This is a genomic window from Planococcus alkaliphilus (assembly GCF_057031095.1).
Genome location: NZ_CM168060.1, coordinates 2,906,498 through 2,926,797, shown reverse-complemented (window position 1 = coordinate 2,926,797; position 20,300 = coordinate 2,906,498). Strand labels below are relative to the sequence as shown.

The window sequence follows — 20,300 nt, the reverse complement described above, 5'->3', positions numbered from 1 at the left end:
TAGATTATGGCGACAGTTCAAGAAGAAACGAAATACAAGCCGCAAAATCACGTTCGCTTTGTAACGGCATCCAGCCTTTTCGACGGACACGATGCATCGATTAATATCATGCGCCGCATTTTGCAGGCAAGCGGGGCTGAAGTGATCCACTTAGGCCATAACCGTTCAGTCGAAGAAGTGGTAAACGCAGCAATCCAGGAAGACGTTCAAGGAATCTGCATTTCTTCTTACCAAGGCGGCCATATGGAATACTTTAAGTATATGTACGATTTGCTTCAGGAAAAAGGCGCTGGCCATATCCGCATTTACGGAGGCGGCGGCGGTGTTATCCTGCCGCGCGAGATCAAAGAATTGGAAGCGTACGGCATTGCCGGTATCTTTTCGCCGGAAGACGGACGCAAGTTGGGCCTTGAAGGCATGATTCTGGAAATCGTCAAAGAATGCGATTTCTCAACAATCAAAGAAACACCTGCTTTTGATGTGATTTCAGCTGACAATCCGGTAGCTTTGGCAAACTTGATCACGGCAGCCGAAGAAGCGCATACACGTGAACTTGATACCGATAAATTGCTTCAGGCAGTACGTGCCCAAACGAAGAACACGCCAGTTCTCGGCATCACCGGAACAGGCGGCGCAGGGAAATCTTCTCTGACCGATGAATTGATCCGCCGTTTCTTGTCTGAACTTCCGGATCAGAAAATCGCGATTCTTTCCATTGATCCGACAAAGCAAAAAACGGGCGGCGCTTTGCTCGGTGACCGGATCCGCATGAATGCGATCTTCAACAAACGCGTCTTTATGAGAAGTTTGGCGACTCGCGGTTCAAGAACGGAAATCTCAAGCGCATTGGGCGATGTCCTTGATGTCGTTAAAGCGGCAGATTTCGATTTGATCGTAGTGGAGACAAGCGGAATCGGACAAGGGGATGCGGAAATCGCTAATTTCTCAGACGTTTCAATGTACGTCATGACAAGCGAATTCGGTGCGCCGACACAGCTTGAGAAAATCGATATGATCGATTACGCAGATTTGATTGTCATCAACAAATTCGAACGCAAAGGTTCAGAAGATGCGCTTCGCCAAGTGCAGAAGCAATTCCAGCGCAGCCATCTTTTATGGGATAAAGACTTGGACGAAATGCCGGTATTCGGCACAATCGCAAGCCAGTTCAACGACAAAGGCACGAACTCACTTTTTGCAGCGCTAGTGCATGCAGTCAATGAAAAATGCGGCACCGAGTGGACGACGGATTATGACCAATTCGTCAAAACACAAAAAGAGAACTTGATCATTCCGAATGACCGCCGCTATTATTTGCGGGAAATCACGGATACAGTCCGCAACTACCATGCGAAAACGCAAGCGCAAGCAGCATTTGCACGCCGCTTGTTCCAATTGGAAGGCGCCATCGAAGCGGTAAAAGAAAAAGCGCCGGATGATGCGCTTGTTGAATCGCTTCAATCGCTTGCTTACGGCGTCCGCGACGAATTGACGGCGGAATCCAAACGCATTCTTGAAAACTGGAAACAGCTGAAAGAGGCTTATGCTGGAGATGAATTCGTCACAACAGTCCGCGACAAGGAAATCCGCACGATTTTGCGTACGGAAAGCTTGTCAGGATTGAAAATTCCGCGAGTGGTACTGCCGAAATTCGAAGACTACGGCGAAATCTTGAAATGGGTTTATTTGGAAAATGTTCCAGGTTCATTCCCTTACACGGCTGGAGTATTCCCATTCAAACGGGAAGGCGAAGATCCAAAGCGCCAGTTTGCGGGAGAAGGAACACCTGAACGGACGAATAAACGATTCCACTACCTATCCAAAGACGATGACGCGAAACGCTTATCAACGGCTTTTGATTCCGTAACGCTTTACGGCGAAGATCCAGACCACCGTCCGGACATCTACGGAAAAGTCGGCGAGTCGGGCGTGTCGATCTGTACATTGGATGACATGAAGAAATTATATGCAGGCTTTGATTTGTGTGCACCGTCCACTTCGGTCTCGATGACGATCAACGGGCCGGCGCCGATCATTTTGGCAATGTTCATGAACACGGCGATTGATCAGCAAGTGAAAATAAACGAAGAGAAATTCGGCCGTCCATTGACGCTGGAAGAGTTCATGGAAGTCCGTGAATCGACGCTTCAAGTGGTCCGCGGAACGGTTCAAGCGGATATCCTAAAAGAAGACCAAGGCCAGAATACATGCATCTTCTCGACGGAATTCGCGCTTCGCATGATGGGCGACATCCAGCAGTATTTCATCGACCATAAAGTGCGCAACTACTATTCGGTATCGATTTCCGGCTACCACATTGCGGAAGCGGGAGCGAACCCGATTTCACAGCTGGCGTTCACGTTGTCAAACGGCTTCACGTACGTGGAATATTACTTGAGCCGCGGCATGAACATCGATGATTTTGCTCCGAACTTGTCGTTCTTCTTCTCGAACGGGCTGGATCCGGAATATACGGTGATCGGCCGCGTGGCACGCCGCATTTGGGCAGTCGTGATGCGCGACAAATATGGCGCAAACGAACGCAGCCAGAAACTGAAATACCATGTGCAGACTTCAGGGCGCAGCCTTCACGCACAGGAAATCGACTTCAACGATATCCGTACAACGCTGCAAGCATTGATGGCGCTGCAGGATAACTGCAACTCGCTTCACACCAACGCCTACGATGAAGCGATTACGACACCGACAGAAGAATCGGTGCGCCGCGCCATGGCAATCCAAATGATCATCACAAAAGAGCATGGCTTGTCGAAAAACGAAAATCCGCTGCAAGGCGCGTTCATCATCGAAGAAATGACGCAGCTGGTTGAAGAAGCGGTATTGCAGGAATTCGACCGCATCAACGACCGCGGCGGCGTTCTTGGCGCAATGGAAACGCAATACCAGCGCGGCAAGATCCAGGAAGAATCCATGCATTACGAAATGAAGAAACATACAGGCGAGTTGCCGATCATCGGTGTCAACACCTACTTGAATCCGAATCCGCAAAGCGATGACGATATCAATGCGATGGAAATTGCCCGGGCGACGACCGAAGAAAAAGAAACACAAATTGCCAACTTGCGCGCTTTCCAGGAACGCAACGCGTCTGAAGAAGCGCTTGATCGCCTGAAACACGCAGCGAAATCCGGCGGCAACATCTTCGAGGAATTGATGGAAACCGTAAAAGTCGCAAGCCTAGGCCAAATCACGACAGCTTTATACGAGGTTGGCGGACAGTATAGACGGAATATGTAGTACGAAAAGCGGATCCGCCCACGAAAGCCCCGACAAGCTTAAGGCGACTTGGCGAAGCGGCATGTTTTCAGCCGCACAGCCAAGTTGACTTAAGACCTCGAGGGGCTGGGCGGAGGAGCTGGACAATGGAAAAGCGGAATCGGCCGTTTTGCTCCGACATCCAGCTTGAATAATGACAAAAGTGGTTCGTGGAGCATCCACGAACCACTTTTTTCTTCTTCTTTTATTGAAATTAGATGGTTTAAATCCATTTGCGCGCGTTCAATGAAAAATGCGCGCGTTCAAACGGATTTGCGCTCGTTCAAAAGAAAATGCGCGCGCTCAACCAAGAATACGCGCGTTCGACCCAATGGGCACATCCACACGGATTTCTTCGCCGCCCAGGAGAACTGCAAGTCGATAAAGATGGCAATTTTCTGTATAATAGAAGAAAGTTCACTGTAGAAAACACAAAGGATGATCACCCATGTCGAAATACGCACATTATCTTATCATCCTCCTCTGCCTCGTCCTTACTTTCTTTCTCTACAACAAAGCGCTCGGATCAATCCCGTTTTTGATCTTGTCGTTTTACTTGTTTTATTTCGGCTGGACGCAGCTGAGTAGCAGAAAAAAGAAAACACGGTAGCGGAGCGCAACTACTTTGTATATAATGAATTAAGTTAAGATAGAAGAAGGGACGTGCACAGATTGAAAATCCGTGAATTATCAAAAGAAGAATTAGTGGAAGAGTCGTTTGTCGACTTAGCCTATGCACTTTTAGAAGAAACACACGAAACAAAAACTTATCCGGAGATTGTTGCAGAAATTGAACAATTGCTCGGTTTATCTAAAGAGGATATGAAAAAACGTCTGGCTCAGTTCTACACAGACATGAATATTGACGGCCGTTTCTTGATTCTTGGCGAAAACCGTTGGGGCCTTCGCGAATGGTACCCGGTTGAACAGATCGAAGAAGAATCGGCACCGACTGTTAAAGCACGCAAGAAAAAAGCGAAAGTGGCAGGCGACGATGGCTTCGACGATTTGGATCTTGATCTTGAAGATGAATTGGAATTTGACGACTTCGGCGAAGGCGACGATGAAGAAGACGACGATGACGATGACGATGATACAGATGAGCTGTTGAAAGTTCCAGAAGTGGAAGTCCTTGATTTCGACGTGGAAGATGAAGACGATGATAATGACGGCGTCTTAGTAGAAGATTTGGACGGCAACATCATTGATGATGAAGATGACGAAGAGGAAGATGATCTGAAGTAATCAGAACAATTTTTTACCTTGACTTATGCAACTAGACTGGATAAGATTTTACTGGGCTCCTTAAAATAGGAGAGATGATTCGTACAGTTTACGCGCTCCCTCTGCACTTGCAGAAGGGGCGCTTTTTATTTTTTCAAAATTGAAGGAGGAAACCGGCATGACAAAGTATATTTTTGTAACTGGCGGCGTTGTATCGTCATTAGGTAAAGGGATAACAGCTGCTTCACTTGGGCGTTTATTGAAAAACAGAGGGTTGAACGTCACAATCCAAAAATTCGATCCATATATCAATATTGATCCGGGAACGATGAGCCCATACCAACACGGAGAAGTTTTCGTAACGGATGACGGCGCGGAGACGGATTTGGATTTAGGGCATTATGAACGTTTCATCGATATCAATTTAAATAAATACTCTAACGTAACGACAGGGAAAGTATATTCCACTGTCATTCAAAAAGAGCGTCGCGGCGATTATTTGGGCGGAACTGTCCAAGTGATTCCGCACATCACAAATGAAATTAAAGACCGCCTTCTGCGCGCTGCGAAAACAGCAAAAGCAGATGTCGTCATTACCGAAATCGGCGGGACCGTTGGGGATATCGAATCGCTTCCATTCCTTGAAGCAATCCGCCAAATGCGTTCAGACCTTGGCCGCGAAGAAGTCATGTACATCCATTGTACGTTGATCCCTTACTTGGGCGCTGCGAAGGAAATGAAAACGAAGCCGACTCAACACAGCGTGAAAGAATTGCGCAGCTTAGGGATTCAGCCAAACTTGATCGTTGTCCGCACCGAGCATGAAGTGCCTCAGGACATGAAAGACAAAATCGCTTTGTTCTGCGATATCAAAGCAGAAGAAGTCATCGAATCCCGTGATGTTGACGTGATCTACGAAATGCCGCTTCGCTTGAAAGAACAGCACATGGACCAGATCGTTCTTGACCATTTCGGCATTGAAGCACCGGAAGCGGATATGGGCGAGTGGATCGAACTTGTGGATAAAGTGAAATCATTATCGAAAAGAGTCCGCATCGGCCTTGTCGGAAAATATGTGGAACTTCAAGATGCTTATATCTCTGTAGTAGAAGCATTGAAACACGCAGGATTTGCATTTGATGCAGATATCGAAGTGGATTGGATCAATGCAGAACACATCAACGCTGAAAACGTTGAAGAGAAACTCGCAAACTGTGACGGAATCTTGGTTCCTGGTGGATTTGGAGACCGTGGAGTCGAAGGGAAGATCGTGGCGACAAAATATGCACGCGAAAACAAAGTGCCATTCTTCGGGATTTGCCTGGGCATGCAATTGGCTTCAGTCGAATTTGCACGCAGCATCATGGACTTTGACGATGCGCATTCATCTGAGTTGAACCCGAAAACCTCGTATCCGGTCATCGACCTTCTTCCGGAACAAAAAGACATCGAAGACTTAGGTGGAACGCTTCGCCTTGGCCTTTACCCGGCAAAATTGGAAGTTGGTTCAAAAGCGCATGAAGCATACGGCGAAGAATTGGTATATGAACGCCACCGCCACCGCTATGAATTCAACAACGAATACCGTGAGCAATTCGAAGCAGCCGGCTTTAAATTCTCAGGAACGAGCCCGGATGGCCGCCTAGTGGAAATTATCGAGATTGCAGACCACCCATGGTTTGTCGCTTGCCAATTCCACCCGGAATTCATCTCGCGCCCGAATCGCCCACAGCCGCTATTCAGAGAATTCGTTAGAGCTTCTTTGAACAACTAATATCAAAAATCCTTCCCAGGAGCTTTCCTTGGGAAGGATTTTTTTATTCCACGAGCATTTCATCGATGATCATTTTGACAGCGTGGTAAATAAACAATGCGCCTATTGCGTAAGGAACCACCGTGCGTCCACCGTCGTCTGTAGGAACAAGGCCTTTCGAAATGCCGAGTGAAATGAATGCATCGGCTTCTACGGGATCTCTTGCGGCACCTGTCAGCATGGCGAACGGAATTCCGGCATCATTCAAGCGTCCTGCCAGTTCGTCGCCTTCATCATCGGGTGCAAGAATCCATACACGATCAGCACTTGTCAAAATGCTATCAGGTTTCCAGTCGATACTGCTTTTGAGCGGTTCAGCACCGTTTAACGCCGTTTCAACGACTGCTTTCATTTCACCAAAGGCTGCCAGAAAGATAGTTCCTTCGCCGACTGCGGCCTGAGCCAAGACTCTTGCCGTATCTTCAACGGCCTCTTCTTGCTTTGAAAGACGCTGGAGCAGCCCGGCGGTTTGAGTTGCTAACATTTTCATTTCATTCACCTCACTTTTCATTATAGCCAAATGAAAGAAAAGAATAAGCTTTCCAGTCGTTCAATTTTATATGAGTTCAAAAATAATTGGAAAGTATTGGTGGAAATGCATGCGGCGATTCAGTAGAATGAAACTAGAGTTGAGAAAGCTGGAACAGAAGGGGGCAATACGGTTGAAGACGATATTGATTGTAGATGACCAAATGGGAATCCGTCTTTTATTGAATGAAGTATTTAAAAAAGAGGGGTATGACACCTTGACGGCTGCAAATGGCAACCAAGCCCTTCAAACAGCAGGCGAAAAGCATTTGGATATCGTATTGCTCGATATGAAAATTCCAGGGATGGACGGCATCGAGATATTGAAGAATTTGAAACAGGTTCAGCCGGATGTCCAGGTAATCATGATGACAGCTTATGGCGAACTGGATTTGATCGAAGAATCGCTCATCAACGGCGCATCCTGTTATTTCACAAAACCGTTTGACGTATTCGAGATACGTGAAGCTGTAAAGCAATTGTTAACAGACTGATACACGCAGAAGTGGCGAAAGCACGGCATTTTTGGTATAGTATAAAGGATATTTGGATAAGAGTAGAGCTTAGGAGGAATTGTGAATGGCATTAGTTTCAATGAAAGATATGATGATCAAAGGGAAGCAAGAAGGTTATGCAATCGGTCAATTCAATTTGAATAACCTGGAGTTTACCCAAGCAATTTTACAAGCTGCACAAGAAGAGAACTCACCAGTTATTTTAGGGGTATCTGAAGGGGCAGCACGTTATATGGGCGGTTTCACCACTGTAGTACATATGGTGAAAGGCTTGATGCACGATTATAAAATTACAGTGCCAGTGGCGATTCACCTAGATCACGGTTCTAGCTTTGAAAAATGCAAAGAAGCGATTGATGCTGGATTTACATCTGTCATGATTGACGCTTCCCATCACCCATTTGAAGAAAATATCGAAATCACGAAACAAGTGGTAGAATACGCACATCAACACAATGTTTCAGTTGAAGCGGAACTTGGCACTGTAGGCGGCCAGGAAGACGATGTCATCGCTGACGGCGTTATTTATGCAGATCCGCAGGAATGCAAACAACTTGTTGACCAAACAGGCATCGATTGTTTAGCACCAGCTTTAGGATCCGTCCACGGACCATATAAAGGCGAGCCGAATTTAGGTTTTAAAGAAATGGAAGAAATCTCTCAACTATGTGATGTTCCGCTTGTATTGCACGGCGGCACAGGCATTCCGACAAAAGATATTCAACGTTCTGTGTCACTTGGAACAGCGAAAATCAACGTCAATACAGAAAACCAGATTGCGTCAGCGAAAGCGGTTCGTGAAGCATTGGCTAAAGATGCAGAAATGTATGATCCACGTAAATACTTGACGCCAGCTCGCGACGCGATCAAAGCAACAGTCATCGGCAAAATGCGTGAATTCGGAAGTTCGAACAAAGCATAATCGATTGTCTGGAATGGGCAAAAAAATAAACTAAAACTGTGGAAAGGGAGAAGCGTCCGAGTGGTCTCTTCTTCCTTTTCCAAATTACAGGAGGAAAACAACAATGAAATTTTTTATTGATACAGCAAACTTCGAGGAAATCAAAGAAGCACATTCATGGGGCATCCTTTCAGGCGTTACGACAAATCCGTCATTAGTGGCGAAAGAGAAAAACGTTTCTTTCCATGATCGTTTAAAAGAAATCGCGGCTTTGGTCGATGGTTCAATCAGTGGTGAAGTTATTGCATTAGATGCAGAAGGCATGATCAAAGAAGGCCGTGAACTGGCTGCACTTGCTCCAAACATTACTGTGAAATTGCCAATGACTCCAGATGGTTTGAAAGCATGTTCAACACTTGCAGCAGAAGGCATCAAAGTAAACGTTACATTGATTTTCAGTGCGAACCAAGCTCTTCTTGCAGCTCGTGCCGGCGCTTCATATGTCTCTCCTTTCCTTGGGCGTTTGGATGATATCGGACACAACGGCATGGATTTAATCGCGACAATCGCAGACATTTTCGCTATCCATGACATCAAAGCTGAAATCATTGCCGCATCAATCCGCCATCCACAGCACGTAACGGACGCTGCTTTGAACGGTGCGCATATTGGAACAATGCCGATTAAAGTTATGGAGCAAATGTTCAAGCATCCCCTAACAGACAAAGGCATCGAAGCGTTCCTGGCAGATTGGGAAAAACGTTCAATTGAAGAGGAAGCAAAATAAATCGGCACGGCAATCAAATTTCGAGATTCACCAGGCTTTCTATTTTGAAAGCCTGGCTGATTCTTGAAGTAGGGCAAAGGAGAAATTAGATCTGATGGATGTATATAAAGTAAAAGGCGGTAAACGCTTGTCGGGCACGATAAAAGTGAATGGCGCAAAAAACAGTGCAGTGGCTTTGATTCCTGCATCAATTTTAGCGAATTCGCCTGTGCAAATCGAAGGCTTACCGGAAATTTCTGATGTCTGGACACTGAAAAATATTCTTGAAGAGATCGGTGGAGAAGTTTCTTTCGAAGACGGAACCATGAACATCGATCCGACCAATATGGTTGATATCCCTCTGCCAAACGGAAATGTTAAAAAACTTCGCGCTTCCTATTATATGATGGGCGCTATGCTTGGACGATTCAAGCATGCGGCGATCGGTTTACCTGGCGGCTGCTTTTTAGGGCCTCGTCCAATCGATCAGCATATCAAAGGATTTGAAGCACTCGGAGCGAAAGTGACAAATGAACACGGTGCGATTTATCTGCGTGCAGATGAACTTCGCGGCGCGAAGATCTATCTGGATGTCGTGAGCGTTGGCGCTACGATCAACATCATGTTGGCTGCTGTTCTTGCGAAAGGGCAGACGGTCATTGAAAATGCTGCCAAAGAACCTGAAATCATTGACGTTGCTACTTTATTGACGAATATGGGCGCGAAAATCAAAGGGGCAGGCACGAATATTATCCGGATTGACGGTGTTGAAGAATTGCATGGCACGAACCATACCATCATTCCAGACCGCATTGAAGCCGGGACATTCATGATCATGGCGGCAGCAGCAGGAGACGGAATCACGATTGATAACGTTATTCCATTCCATATGGAAGCTTTGACGGCGAAACTTCGTGAAATGGGAGTCGACGTGCAAGAAGGCGAAGAATCCATTTACATTCCGAAAGCTGAGAAACTGCAAGCGATTGATGTAAAAACGCTTGTGTATCCTGGATTCGCAACGGATCTGCAGCAGCCGTTTTCTGTATTGATGACGCAGGCCACGGGGTCTTCGATGATTACGGATACCATTTATTCGGCCCGCTTCAAACATATTGATGAACTTCGCCGCATGAATGCAAGTGGGCGTGTGGAAGGCCGGGCTGCCATTATTACCGGACCGACGCCGTTGACTTCTGCTACTGTTGTAGCATCTGATTTGCGTGCCGGTGCGGCCTTGATCATCGCTGGTTTGCTTGCTGAAGGCGAAACTGAAATTCGGGAGATTTACCATATCGAACGCGGCTATTCTGCAATTGTCCAGAAACTGCAAGGGCTAGGTGCGGATATCCGCAGAGAAACAATCGATCCCGTCAGCAGTGCAAAGTCTGACCTTGGGCATAATGCGAATTGACTTCTTTTTGGCTGATTTAACTATGCTACAATTAAATTGAACTTATAGCTGAACTGGAGGAAATGCATAATGGAACGAAGTTTATCGATGGAATTGGTGCGCATTACAGAAGCGGCTGCAATTGCATCCTCGAAATGGATGGGCCGTGGACTGAAGAACGAAGCCGACGATGCAGCAACTACCGCAATGAGAAATGTATTTGATACGATCCCGATGCGCGGAATCGTGGTCATCGGTGAAGGTGAAATGGATGAAGCTCCGATGCTTTATATCGGCGAAGAACTTGGTACTGGCCAAGGGCCGGAAGTGGATGTAGCAGTCGATCCTTTAGAAGGAACGAATATTGTCGCAGCTGGCGGATGGAATGCATTGGCTGTATTGGCAATTGCCGATCGCGGAAACTTATTGAACGCACCGGATATGTACATGGAAAAAATTGCAGTGGGACCTGAATCGGTTGGCAAAATCGATATTAATGCACCTGTAATTGATAATCTCCGTGCAGTGGCGAAAGCCAAAAATAAAGATATAGAAGACGTAGTGGCGACTGTTATGAACCGTCCGCGGCATGATAAAATCATCCAGGAAATCCGCGACGCCGGAGCCCGGATCAAACTGATCAACGACGGCGACGTAGCAGGAGCCATCAATACAGCTTTTGACCAGACGGGCGTCGATATTCTGTTCGGAACTGGCGGCGCACCGGAAGGCGTGATTGCTGCAGTTGGCCTGAAATGCCTGGGCGGCGAACTGCAGGGCAAATTATTGCCGCAAAACGAAGAAGAAGCACAACGCTGCATCGATATGGGAATTGACGTCACTAAAGTCCTGAAAATGGACGATCTTGTTAAAGGCGACGATTGCATTTTCGCTGCAACGGGTGTAACGGACGGGGAATTATTGCGCGGCGTTCAACTGAAAGGCGGCTTTGCAGAAAGCCACACTTTAGTTATGCGCGCGAAATCAGGAACTGTCCGCTTTGTAGAAGGCCGTCATAGCCTGAAGAAAAAACCGAATCTTGTCATGCACGATTAATGATCCTACTTCTAAAATGAGTCCGGCTGAATGCCGGGCTCCTTCTTTAAAGATCTTCCAATCATTGCAACGACTGATCCTCAAAAAATTAACCCTAAAAAATGACTAAGAGTGGTGTCTGATACATGACAACGATAACAATTTCCGCATTGGAAAACATGACGCTAAAAGAGCTTTATAATTTAGCGAAAGAATACAAATTAACGAATTACAGCAAATTGACGAAAAAAGAATTAATCTTTGCTATCTTGAAAACACGTGCCGAACAAGAAGGTTTTTTCTTCATGGAAGGCGTTTTAGAGATCATCCAGTCAGAAGGCTTCGGTTTCTTGCGTCCAATCAATTACTCTCCAAGTTCCCAGGATATCTACATTTCCGCTTCACAAATCCGCCGATTCGATTTAAGAAATGGCGATAAAGTTTCAGGGAAAGTCCGTCCGCCAAAAGAAAATGAACGTTATTTCGGATTGCTGCAAGTCGAAGCCGTTAACGGTGAAGATCCGGAAGTGGCAAAAGAACGCGTCCATTTTCCAGGTTTGACGCCGCTTTATCCGGATCGCCATATCCGTTTGGAAACATCGCCTAAACATTTATCTACGCGGATCATGGATTTGGTAGCACCTGTCGGATTTGGGCAGCGCGGATTAATTGTCGCTCCGCCTAAAGCCGGGAAAACGATGCTTTTAAAAGAAATTGCCAATTCAATTACAACCAATCATCCAGAAGCGGAATTGATTGTTCTCTTGATTGATGAGCGTCCAGAAGAAGTAACCGATATTGAACGCTCGGTAAATGCGGATGTCGTTTCTTCGACTTTTGATGAAGTTCCTGAAAATCACGTGAAAGTGGCTGAACTTGTATTAGAGCGAGCAATGCGCTTGGTCGAACACAAGCGGGATGTTATCATATTAATGGATTCCATCACACGTCTGGCGAGAGCATATAATTTGGTCATTCCTCCAAGTGGGCGTACACTATCAGGAGGGATTGATCCAGCCGCTTTCCACCGGCCGAAACGATTCTTCGGAGCCGCGCGCAATATTGAAGAAGGCGGCAGTTTGACCATTCTTGCAACGGCTTTAGTTGATACAGGTTCACGTATGGATGAAGTCATCTACGAAGAATTTAAAGGAACGGGCAACATGGAATTGCATTTGGACCGCAGTTTAGCGGAACGCCGCATTTTCCCAGCACTTGATATTCGCCGTTCAGGAACGCGGAAAGAAGAATTGCTCATCGGAGCCGATCAGTTGGACAAGCTATGGACGATCCGTAAAACGTTCTCAGATACGCATGATTTCGGAGAGCGCTTCTTGAAAAAACTTGGCCAAACAAAAACTAATGAAGAATTTTTCGAACAGCTTAGCAGCGAACTGAAAGCTCATCGCAGCAATAAAAAGATGATCTAATTAGTTGCAAACAGACAAAAGATTTGTTATGATTATGAGAGTGAATTAAAGCAGTGCTATTGCATATATGGCCTAAAGAGCCATGTAAGGCAATAGTCAAAATAGATTATCAAACTCTGTTCCAGATGGTTCAGGGCGGGAGGAGAAACAATAATGAAAACAGGTATTCATCCAGATTACAAACAAGCAACAGTAACTTGCTCTTGCGGGAACTCTTTCACAACAGGTTCTGTAAAAGAAAACATCAACGTCGAGCTTTGCTCTGAATGTCATCCATTCTACACTGGACGTCAGAAATTCGCAGCAGCAGATGGCCGCGTAGACCGTTTCAACAAAAAATACGGCATCAAAGAAGAAATCAACGAGTAATAGTAAAGAAAATACCTGCTTTGCGCGAAAACGCGAAGCAGGTTTTTTTTCGTTTAAAAGACACATTTTGAGCGTTAATTCTTTTACATAATCGAGAAAAAAGCAGTAATTCAGCCCGATTTTGGGTATGATGAATAATGATAAAGTTGTTTGAAAGGGGCTTATTTATGTACGTTATGAAACAATCCGGTTGGGTAGAACTGATTTGCGGAAGCATGTTTTCAGGGAAATCAGAAGAGCTGATCCGCCGAGTGCGCCGCGCACAATTTGCCAAACAAAAGATTGCAGTTTTTAAACCGAAAATCGATGACCGCTATAGCAAAGAAGCGGTTGTTTCCCATAATGGCACGACCGTAATTGCTCTACCAATCCAGCATTCACAAGAAATTTGGGATTATATTTCCGATGATTTCGATGTGATTGCCATTGATGAAGCCCAGTTTTTTGATGAACAGATCATTGAGAACGTACAAAAATTAGCAAATCATGGATTCCGCGTAATAGTTGCCGGATTGGACCAGGATTTCAGAGGACGTCCGTTTGGACCGATGCCGAATTTGCTGTCGATAGCTGAGCAAGTGACAAAATTACAGGCAGTATGTACAGTTTGCGGATCTCCAGCAAGCCGGACGCAGCGCCTAATTGACGGCAAGCCTGCCGGTTCTGACGATCCTACCATTTTAGTTGGCGCTTCAGAAGCCTACGAGCCCCGTTGCCGCCATCATCATGAAGTGCCTGCTGGCGTGACAGTGACGAAATAGGTTATTTTGGAAGCTCTCTAACCAATTTGAAATATGAAGTGTCCCTGTTTTAAGAATGAATATTTTTATAGATGGTGAACTAAATTAATTGTAGTGTGAGGAAATCGCTCCAGGCGGATGCCTTCTGCTCTAGAAGTATCAAGATATGAAGCAAAAAAGCTACGACGCCTGCGGCTTAGCGAGACGGCCGAGACCCCGCAGGGAGCAAAGCGACTGAGGAGGCTTGGACGCGAGCCCGCGGCAAGCGTAGCTGTTTTGCGGAATATCGACAGGGAAAAGTTATTAGTCCAACTTATATAGTTTAACAATAAATATGTGAATTAGAGGTGATGCAGCAATGTTCGATAGATTACAAGCAGTAGAAGACAGATACGACCGTTTAAACGAATTATTGAGTGACCCGGCGATTGTCAGCGACACAAACAAATTGCGCGATTACTCGAAAGAGCAATCGGATTTGCAGGAAACGGTGGAAGCGTACCGCGAATATAAGGAAGTCACTTCCCAATTGAATGAAGCAAAAGCGATGTTCGATGAGAAGCTTGACGCCGATATGCGCGAAATGGTCAAAGAAGAAGTGAGCGAATTGGAAACGCAAGCGAAAGCGATTGAAGATCGTTTGCATGTATTATTGATTCCGAAAGATCCGAATGACGATAAAAACGTCATTATGGAAATCCGGGGAGCTGCAGGCGGAGACGAAGCGGCTTTATTTGCGGGAGACCTTTACCGCATGTACAGCCGATTCGCGGAATCGAATGGCTGGAAAGTGAGCATTATGGATTCCAATCCGACCGGGCTTGGCGGATTCAAAGAATTGGTCTTCATGGTTACCGGCAAAGGCGCTTATTCGAAATTGAAATACGAAAACGGTGCACACCGTGTGCAGCGGGTGCCAGAAACGGAATCAGGAGGCCGGATCCACACGTCGACAGCAACAGTCGCTTGCTTGCCGGAAGTGGAAGAAGTGGAAGTTGAAATCCATGACAACGATATCCGCGTCGATACCTATGCATCATCCGGTGCAGGAGGCCAATCGGTCAATACGACCATGTCAGCTGTCCGTTTGACGCATATCCCGACCAATACGGTCGTGACGTGCCAAGATGAGAAATCACAGATTAAAAACAAAGCGAGTGCGATGAAAGTACTTCGTGCACGCGTATACGATAAATTCCAGCAAGAAGCGCAAGCTGAATATGATGCAGTCCGGAAATCTGCAGTCGGAACAGGCGACCGTTCTGAGCGGATTCGTACGTATAACTTCCCGCAAAACCGCGTTACAGACCACCGCATCGGTTTGACGATTCAAAAGCTGGATCAGATTCTTCAAGGCAAAATGGACGAAGTCGTCGATGCATTGATTGTTGAAGAACAATCAGCAAGAATGGAAAGCTTAAACAATGACTAATAAAAAATACATTTTTGAGGCCCTTCAAGGGGCTTCTTCTTTTTTAAAAAGCAAAGGCCGCGAAGAAGCAGCGGCACGGATTATTCTTCAGCATGAACTGGGCCTTTCACATGCAGGATTGCTTGCTTCAATGCGCGAAGAGTTGGAAGAAGAGAAATTTCGCGAGTTTTGGTCTAAAATTGAATTGCATTCCTTAGGGACGCCAATTCAGCATATAACGGGCAGCGAAGAATTTTACGGGCGTTCATTTGGAGTAAATGAGCATGTTCTGATTCCGCGGCCGGAAACAGAAGAACTAATCGAAGAAACTTTGCAGTTGGCCGCTCGCTATTTTCCAACTGGCAATCCGTCTATCGCAGATATAGGAACTGGAAGCGGCGTTATCGCCATCACGATGAAATGCGAGTTGCCTGCTGCAGACGTGACAGCAACGGATATCTCACAAGCAGCTTTAAGTGTTGCAACAGACAATGCGAACCGGCTGCATGCAGACGTGGCGTTTAAATTAGGAGATTTGCTGGAACCGGTCAAAGACCGGAAATGGGATATCGTGTTATCCAATCCTCCTTATATCGGCTACGAGGAAGCTCCTGATTTATCGGATAGTGTCCGTGACTTCGAACCTCACTCGGCTTTATTTGCAGAAAACCAAGGTTTGGCCTTGTATGAAAAAATGGCTGAAGGGTTACCGGAAATTGTGGATAAACCAAGCATTATCGGTTTTGAAATCGGTTATACACAGGGAGAGGCTGTAAAAAATCTCTTAAAAGATGCTTTTCCAGAAGCGAATGTGTATGTCAAAAAAGATATCAACAAAAATGACCGGATGGTTTTTTGCATAAACGTGTAAGTTACTAACATATTTTGAACAGGGTAGGTGAAGTTATCCACGAAATGTGCATAACTTTATCGAAAACTAGTTATAATAGGAGATGTTTATATGGAAACGGAAACCATACTTGTGGATAGAAATGTGAATAAAGAAGAAACTTATTCACAGGCTGTGGAAAGACTGCAAAATGGAGAAGTTGTCGCTTTTCCGACAGAAACCGTTTATGGACTTGGAGCAGACGCTACAAATGTGGAGGCTGTGGCAAAAATCTTTGCTGCAAAAGGGCGTCCAGCCGACAATCCATTGATTGTCCATGTGGATTCAAAAGAAAGCGCATTGAATTATGTTCAAAATGTAAGTCCAAAAGCGATCCAATGCATGGAAGCATTTTGGCCAGGCGCATTGACGTTGATTCTACAAACGAAACCGGGAGTTTTTGCTGAAAACGTAACAGCCAGTCTATCCACAGTTGGAATTCGAGTGCCGAATCATCCGGTAGCGCTAAATTTGCTAAAACGTGTGAAATTGCCGATTGCGGCGCCAAGTGCGAATACAAGCGGCAAACCAAGTCCGACTTTAGCGGAGCACGTGTATCACGATATGGAAGGAACCATTCCATTGATTTTAGATGGTGGGGCGACAATGATCGGCATTGAATCGACCGTATTGGATATGACAAGTGAACCACCTGTTATCCTTCGTCCGGGCAAAATCACGAAAGAAGATTTAGAGGCTGTTATCGGCACAGTCCGGCTTTCTTCGGAAATTCAAGGGAATATCCCCAAATCACCGGGAATGAAATACATTCATTATGCACCAGAAGCTCCGGTCTATTTGATTGAAAAAGCAGATGGCTTGATTGAAAAAGCGATCGCACATGTGCAAAATGACGGCAAAAAAGTGGCGATTCTAAGTTCGGAAAAGCATCCGAGTGCGGATTATTGCTTCCCACTTTCAGCGGAAACGCTGTATGCCAGCTTGCGCAAATGCGACCAAACGGATGCAGACTTGATATTGGCTGCAATTTCTACAGATGCCAATAGAAGTGAAGCGATGATGAATCGCTTGGAGAAAGCGGCTGACCATAAATGGTTCAGTTAATGAAGTAGAAAGAGAGGAAATAACATGAATATCTTCTTTGTTTGTACGGGGAATACCTGCAGAAGCCCAATGGCGGAAGCAATTTTAAAAGCGAAGGAATTGCCGGATGTGAAAGTTCGTTCAGCCGGCATCTTTGCTGGAGAATCTCCCTTGTCATCCCATGCCCAAACGGTTTTAGATGATCAAGGGATCGATTTTACCCATACTTCCAAACAGTTGCTGCCTGGCGACATGGAATGGGCGACATTGATCTTGACGATGACCGAATCGCACCGGAAATTCTTGCTGCAGAATTTTCCGGAATACGCAACAAAAATCTATACATTAAAAGAATTCGCGAATGGTTCTACAGCGGACGTCAGTGATCCATACGGCGGCTCTTTAGCCGCTTATCAGTCGACGTTTAATGAATTGCACGGATTGATCAACCAGGTAGCCGAAAAATTGAATGATGAAATAGAGTGATAACATACAAGCCTATGCGGGTTTGTATGTTTTTTCATATAATGATGTTAAAATAAAGTGAACCATCGCTAAGGGCGCGTTAATCAACAAAGCCCTTAACGAAGCGAAAGTAAGTGGAATGCAATTCTGGATTTCACTTTATCCGAAAAGAAAAGAGGGTTTTTAATGAAAATTGCAATCTCATCAGATCACGGCGGAAATAATCTTCGTAAAGAAATCGTCAACTTGTTAAACGAACTTGGCATGGAATATCAAGATTTTGGACCGCATACAGATGATTCGGTCGATTATCCGGATTATGCAACACCAGTTGCGGAAAAAGTGGCTAGCGGAGAATTTGACCGCGGCATTCTAATTTGCGGAACAGGAATCGGCATGTCGATTGCCGCAAACAAAGTAAAAGGCATTCGCTGCGCGCTTGTACATGATGTGTTCAGTGCGAAAGCGACAAGAGGACATAATGATTCAAACGTTTTGGCGATGGGCGAACGTGTCATCGGCCCAGGACTTGCGCGTGAAATTGCAGAAACTTGGCTGACTGAAGAATTCGAAGGCGGACGCCATCAAAAACGCGTTCAAAAAATCTCGGATTTAGAAAAATAAAAAACTGAAGGAGTGGCTGGCATGCAACCCTTATGGCAATTACAGCTTGAAGAAGCTTTAAGTGAATTGGAGCAGGAAATTCAATTTAAAAATGGCCAAGTATTTGTCGTCGGCTGCTCAACTTCAGAAGTTGTAGGCAAACGGATCGGGACAGCTGGCGGCCTGGATATAGCCGAAAGTTTGTTTGAACCTTTGCAGAATTTTGCAGACCGCCACCGGATCTTTTTGGCTTTCCAAGGATGCGAGCATATCAATCGGGCGTTGACACTCGAGCGGGAAGCAGCGGAAAAATACGGCTGGGAGCCTGTGTCAGTCGTGCCGGTGCCAAAAGCGGGCGGTTCGATGAGCGCATTCGCTTATTCAAATTTAAAAGATCCGGTTGTTGTGGAAGAAGTGCAGGCGCATGCGGGAATTGACATCGGACAGACAATGATTGGCATGCATTTAAAAAGAGTAGCCGTTCCTGTGCGAACTTCTGTTAAACTAGTAGGAGAAGCGATTGTTTCAGCTGCAACCACTCGGCCGAAATTGATTGGCGGGGAACGCGCTAGGTACGATCGTGAGCTTGTTCAACTACAGGAGGGAATAACAGATGGAATTGATTAAGACGCAGGACCAGGCAGTTTATGAAGCAATGCAAGCGGAAAAAGAACGTCAGGAATCGAACATCGAACTTATCGCATCTGAAAACTTTGTATCACAAGCAGTGATGGACGCCCAAGGCTCAGTACTTACGAATAAGTATGCTGAAGGCTATCCAAACAAACGCTATTACGGCGGCTGCGAATATGTGGATATCGTAGAAAACATTGCTCGTGATCGCCTGAAAGAAATCTTCGGCGCGGACCATGCCAACGTACAGCCGCATTCCGGATCACAAGCCAATATGGCAGTTTATACAGCGGTCCTTGAAAAAGGCGACACGATTTTAGGGATGAACTTGAACCATGGCGGACATTTAACGCATGGCAGTAAAGTGAATTTCAGTGGAATGCAGTACAATTTCGTCGAGTACGGGGTAACAGAAGACAATCAATTGATCGATTATGAAACGGTTCGACAGGCCGCTCTTGAGCACAAACCGAAAATGATTGTTGCTGGAACAAGTGCCTATTCACGCCAACTGGACTTTGCTAAATTCCGTGAAATCGCGGATGAAGTTGGCGCGTATTTAATGGTGGATATGGCGCATATTGCGGGACTTGTTGCAGTCGGGGCCCATCCGAACCCGGTTCCTCATGCCCATTTCGTTACATCAACAACGCATAAAACCTTGCGCGGACCTCGTGGCGGATTGATTCTTTGCAAAGAGGAATTCGCAAAGAAAATCGATAAAACGATTTTCCCGGGAATCCAAGGTGGACCGTTGATGCACGTCATTGCTGCAAAAGCAGTAGCATTCGGCGAAGCGCAGCAGCCAGAATTCAAAACTTATATTGAACAAGTAGTGAAAAATGCAAATGCGTTAGCTGAAGGATTGATTGCTGAAGGCGTGGATATCGTTTCTGGCGGAACAGACAATCATTTGATGCTGATTGACCTTCGTTCGTTAGGTCTAACTGGAAAAGTAGCGGAGCACGTGTTGGATGAAGTCGGCATCACGACGAATAAAAACACGATTCCATATGATCCGGAAAGTCCGTTTGTCACGTCAGGCATCCGTTTAGGAACGCCGGCAGTCACTTCCCGCGGCTTTAAAGAACCTGAAATGAAGGAAATTGCATCCATTATTGCAACATTGCTAAAAAATCCTGAAGATGAAAATGCGAAAAAAGAAGCTGCTGAGCGCACTGCGAAACTTACAGCTAGTTTTCCATTATACAAATAAGGGAATACAGCTGCCAAAGAGGGATTAAGGCAGCTGTATTTTTTCCCCG

19 protein-coding genes are annotated in these 20,300 nt (G+C 45.7%); 18 read left to right on the top strand and 1 reads right to left on the bottom strand.

What is annotated here, in order from left to right; all coding sequences use genetic code 11:
• The first annotated feature begins 6 nt into the window (after positions 1–6).
• The 3 genes from icmF to AC2EXB_RS15250 all read left to right on the top strand — a co-directional run bounded on the left by icmF (position 7) and on the right by AC2EXB_RS15250 (position 6,274).
• On the top strand, positions 7–3,258 hold the full coding sequence (icmF, locus tag AC2EXB_RS15260; protein WP_483602214.1) for a fused isobutyryl-CoA mutase/GTPase IcmF: 3,252 nt from the start codon (positions 7–9) through the stop codon (positions 3,256–3,258).
• Positions 3,259–3,948: 690 nt separating this feature from the next.
• A complete protein-coding gene (gene rpoE / locus AC2EXB_RS15255; RefSeq protein WP_483604763.1) occupies positions 3,949–4,521 on the top strand; it encodes a DNA-directed RNA polymerase subunit delta in 573 nt (190 codons plus the stop codon).
• Between the two features lie 157 nt (positions 4,522–4,678).
• Complete coding sequence (locus AC2EXB_RS15250) at positions 4,679–6,274, top strand: CTP synthase (RefSeq protein WP_483602213.1); 1,596 nt, start codon at positions 4,679–4,681, stop codon at positions 6,272–6,274.
• Between the two features lie 43 nt (positions 6,275–6,317).
• Here the strand turns inward: AC2EXB_RS15250 and AC2EXB_RS15245 are convergent, their stop codons facing one another.
• Positions 6,318–6,803: a DUF2529 family protein gene (locus AC2EXB_RS15245; RefSeq protein ID WP_483602212.1), complete on the bottom strand. Its 486-nt coding sequence runs from the start codon at positions 6,801–6,803 to the stop codon at positions 6,318–6,320.
• 172 nt (positions 6,804–6,975) lie between these two features.
• Between AC2EXB_RS15245 and AC2EXB_RS15240 the strand changes: the two genes are divergently transcribed.
• The 15 genes from AC2EXB_RS15240 (at position 6,976) to AC2EXB_RS15170 (ending at position 20,251) form a co-directional block, all read left to right on the top strand.
• A complete protein-coding gene (locus tag AC2EXB_RS15240; RefSeq protein ID WP_311195575.1) occupies positions 6,976–7,335 on the top strand; it encodes a response regulator in 360 nt (119 codons plus the stop codon).
• 85 nt (positions 7,336–7,420) lie between these two features.
• Positions 7,421–8,278 (top strand): class II fructose-bisphosphate aldolase, encoded by an 858-nt coding sequence (locus AC2EXB_RS15235; protein WP_235197096.1) that lies wholly within the window; start codon positions 7,421–7,423, stop codon positions 8,276–8,278.
• A gap of 103 nt (positions 8,279–8,381) precedes the next feature.
• Complete coding sequence (gene fsa, locus AC2EXB_RS15230; RefSeq protein ID WP_235197095.1) at positions 8,382–9,044, top strand: fructose-6-phosphate aldolase; 663 nt, start codon at positions 8,382–8,384, stop codon at positions 9,042–9,044.
• A gap of 94 nt (positions 9,045–9,138) precedes the next feature.
• The gene (locus AC2EXB_RS15225; protein ID WP_235197094.1) at positions 9,139–10,437 is read left to right on the top strand and encodes a UDP-N-acetylglucosamine 1-carboxyvinyltransferase; all 1,299 of its coding nucleotides are present in this window, start codon (positions 9,139–9,141) and stop codon (positions 10,435–10,437) included.
• Positions 10,438–10,506: 69 nt separating this feature from the next.
• Positions 10,507–11,472 carry a class II fructose-bisphosphatase gene (glpX, locus tag AC2EXB_RS15220; protein ID WP_251477120.1) on the top strand — a complete coding sequence of 322 codons (966 nt, stop codon included), beginning with the start codon at positions 10,507–10,509 and terminating at the stop codon, positions 11,470–11,472.
• Positions 11,473–11,597: 125 nt separating this feature from the next.
• The gene (gene rho, locus AC2EXB_RS15215; protein ID WP_251475662.1) at positions 11,598–12,881 is read left to right on the top strand and encodes a transcription termination factor Rho; all 1,284 of its coding nucleotides are present in this window, start codon (positions 11,598–11,600) and stop codon (positions 12,879–12,881) included.
• Positions 12,882–13,034: 153 nt separating this feature from the next.
• A complete protein-coding gene (gene rpmE, locus AC2EXB_RS15210) occupies positions 13,035–13,250 on the top strand; it encodes a 50S ribosomal protein L31 (protein ID WP_074510520.1) in 216 nt (71 codons plus the stop codon).
• A gap of 167 nt (positions 13,251–13,417) precedes the next feature.
• Positions 13,418–14,011 carry a thymidine kinase gene (locus tag AC2EXB_RS15205; RefSeq protein ID WP_483602211.1) on the top strand — a complete coding sequence of 198 codons (594 nt, stop codon included), beginning with the start codon at positions 13,418–13,420 and terminating at the stop codon, positions 14,009–14,011.
• A gap of 337 nt (positions 14,012–14,348) precedes the next feature.
• Positions 14,349–15,422 carry a peptide chain release factor 1 gene (gene prfA / locus AC2EXB_RS15200; RefSeq protein WP_483602210.1) on the top strand — a complete coding sequence of 358 codons (1,074 nt, stop codon included), beginning with the start codon at positions 14,349–14,351 and terminating at the stop codon, positions 15,420–15,422.
• On the top strand, positions 15,415–16,272 hold the full coding sequence (prmC, locus tag AC2EXB_RS15195; protein WP_483602209.1) for a peptide chain release factor N(5)-glutamine methyltransferase: 858 nt from the start codon (positions 15,415–15,417) through the stop codon (positions 16,270–16,272). The genes prfA and prmC overlap by 8 nt, the downstream gene beginning before the upstream one ends.
• A gap of 90 nt (positions 16,273–16,362) precedes the next feature.
• Positions 16,363–17,355 (top strand): L-threonylcarbamoyladenylate synthase, encoded by a 993-nt coding sequence (locus AC2EXB_RS15190; RefSeq protein WP_483602208.1) that lies wholly within the window; start codon positions 16,363–16,365, stop codon positions 17,353–17,355.
• Between the two features lie 24 nt (positions 17,356–17,379).
• Entirely contained in the window at positions 17,380–17,820 is a 441-nt protein-coding gene (locus AC2EXB_RS15185) for a low molecular weight protein arginine phosphatase (RefSeq protein WP_483602207.1), read from the top strand.
• 165 nt (positions 17,821–17,985) lie between these two features.
• Positions 17,986–18,423, top strand: a complete 438-nt coding sequence (rpiB, locus tag AC2EXB_RS15180) for a ribose 5-phosphate isomerase B (protein ID WP_235197087.1) — start codon at positions 17,986–17,988, stop codon at positions 18,421–18,423.
• 21 nt (positions 18,424–18,444) lie between these two features.
• Positions 18,445–19,029, top strand: a complete 585-nt coding sequence (locus AC2EXB_RS15175) for a TIGR01440 family protein (protein WP_052650681.1) — start codon at positions 18,445–18,447, stop codon at positions 19,027–19,029.
• Entirely contained in the window at positions 19,016–20,251 is a 1,236-nt protein-coding gene (locus AC2EXB_RS15170; protein WP_483602206.1) for a serine hydroxymethyltransferase, read from the top strand. The genes AC2EXB_RS15175 and AC2EXB_RS15170 overlap by 14 nt, the downstream gene beginning before the upstream one ends.
• Positions 20,252–20,300 lie beyond the last annotated feature (49 nt).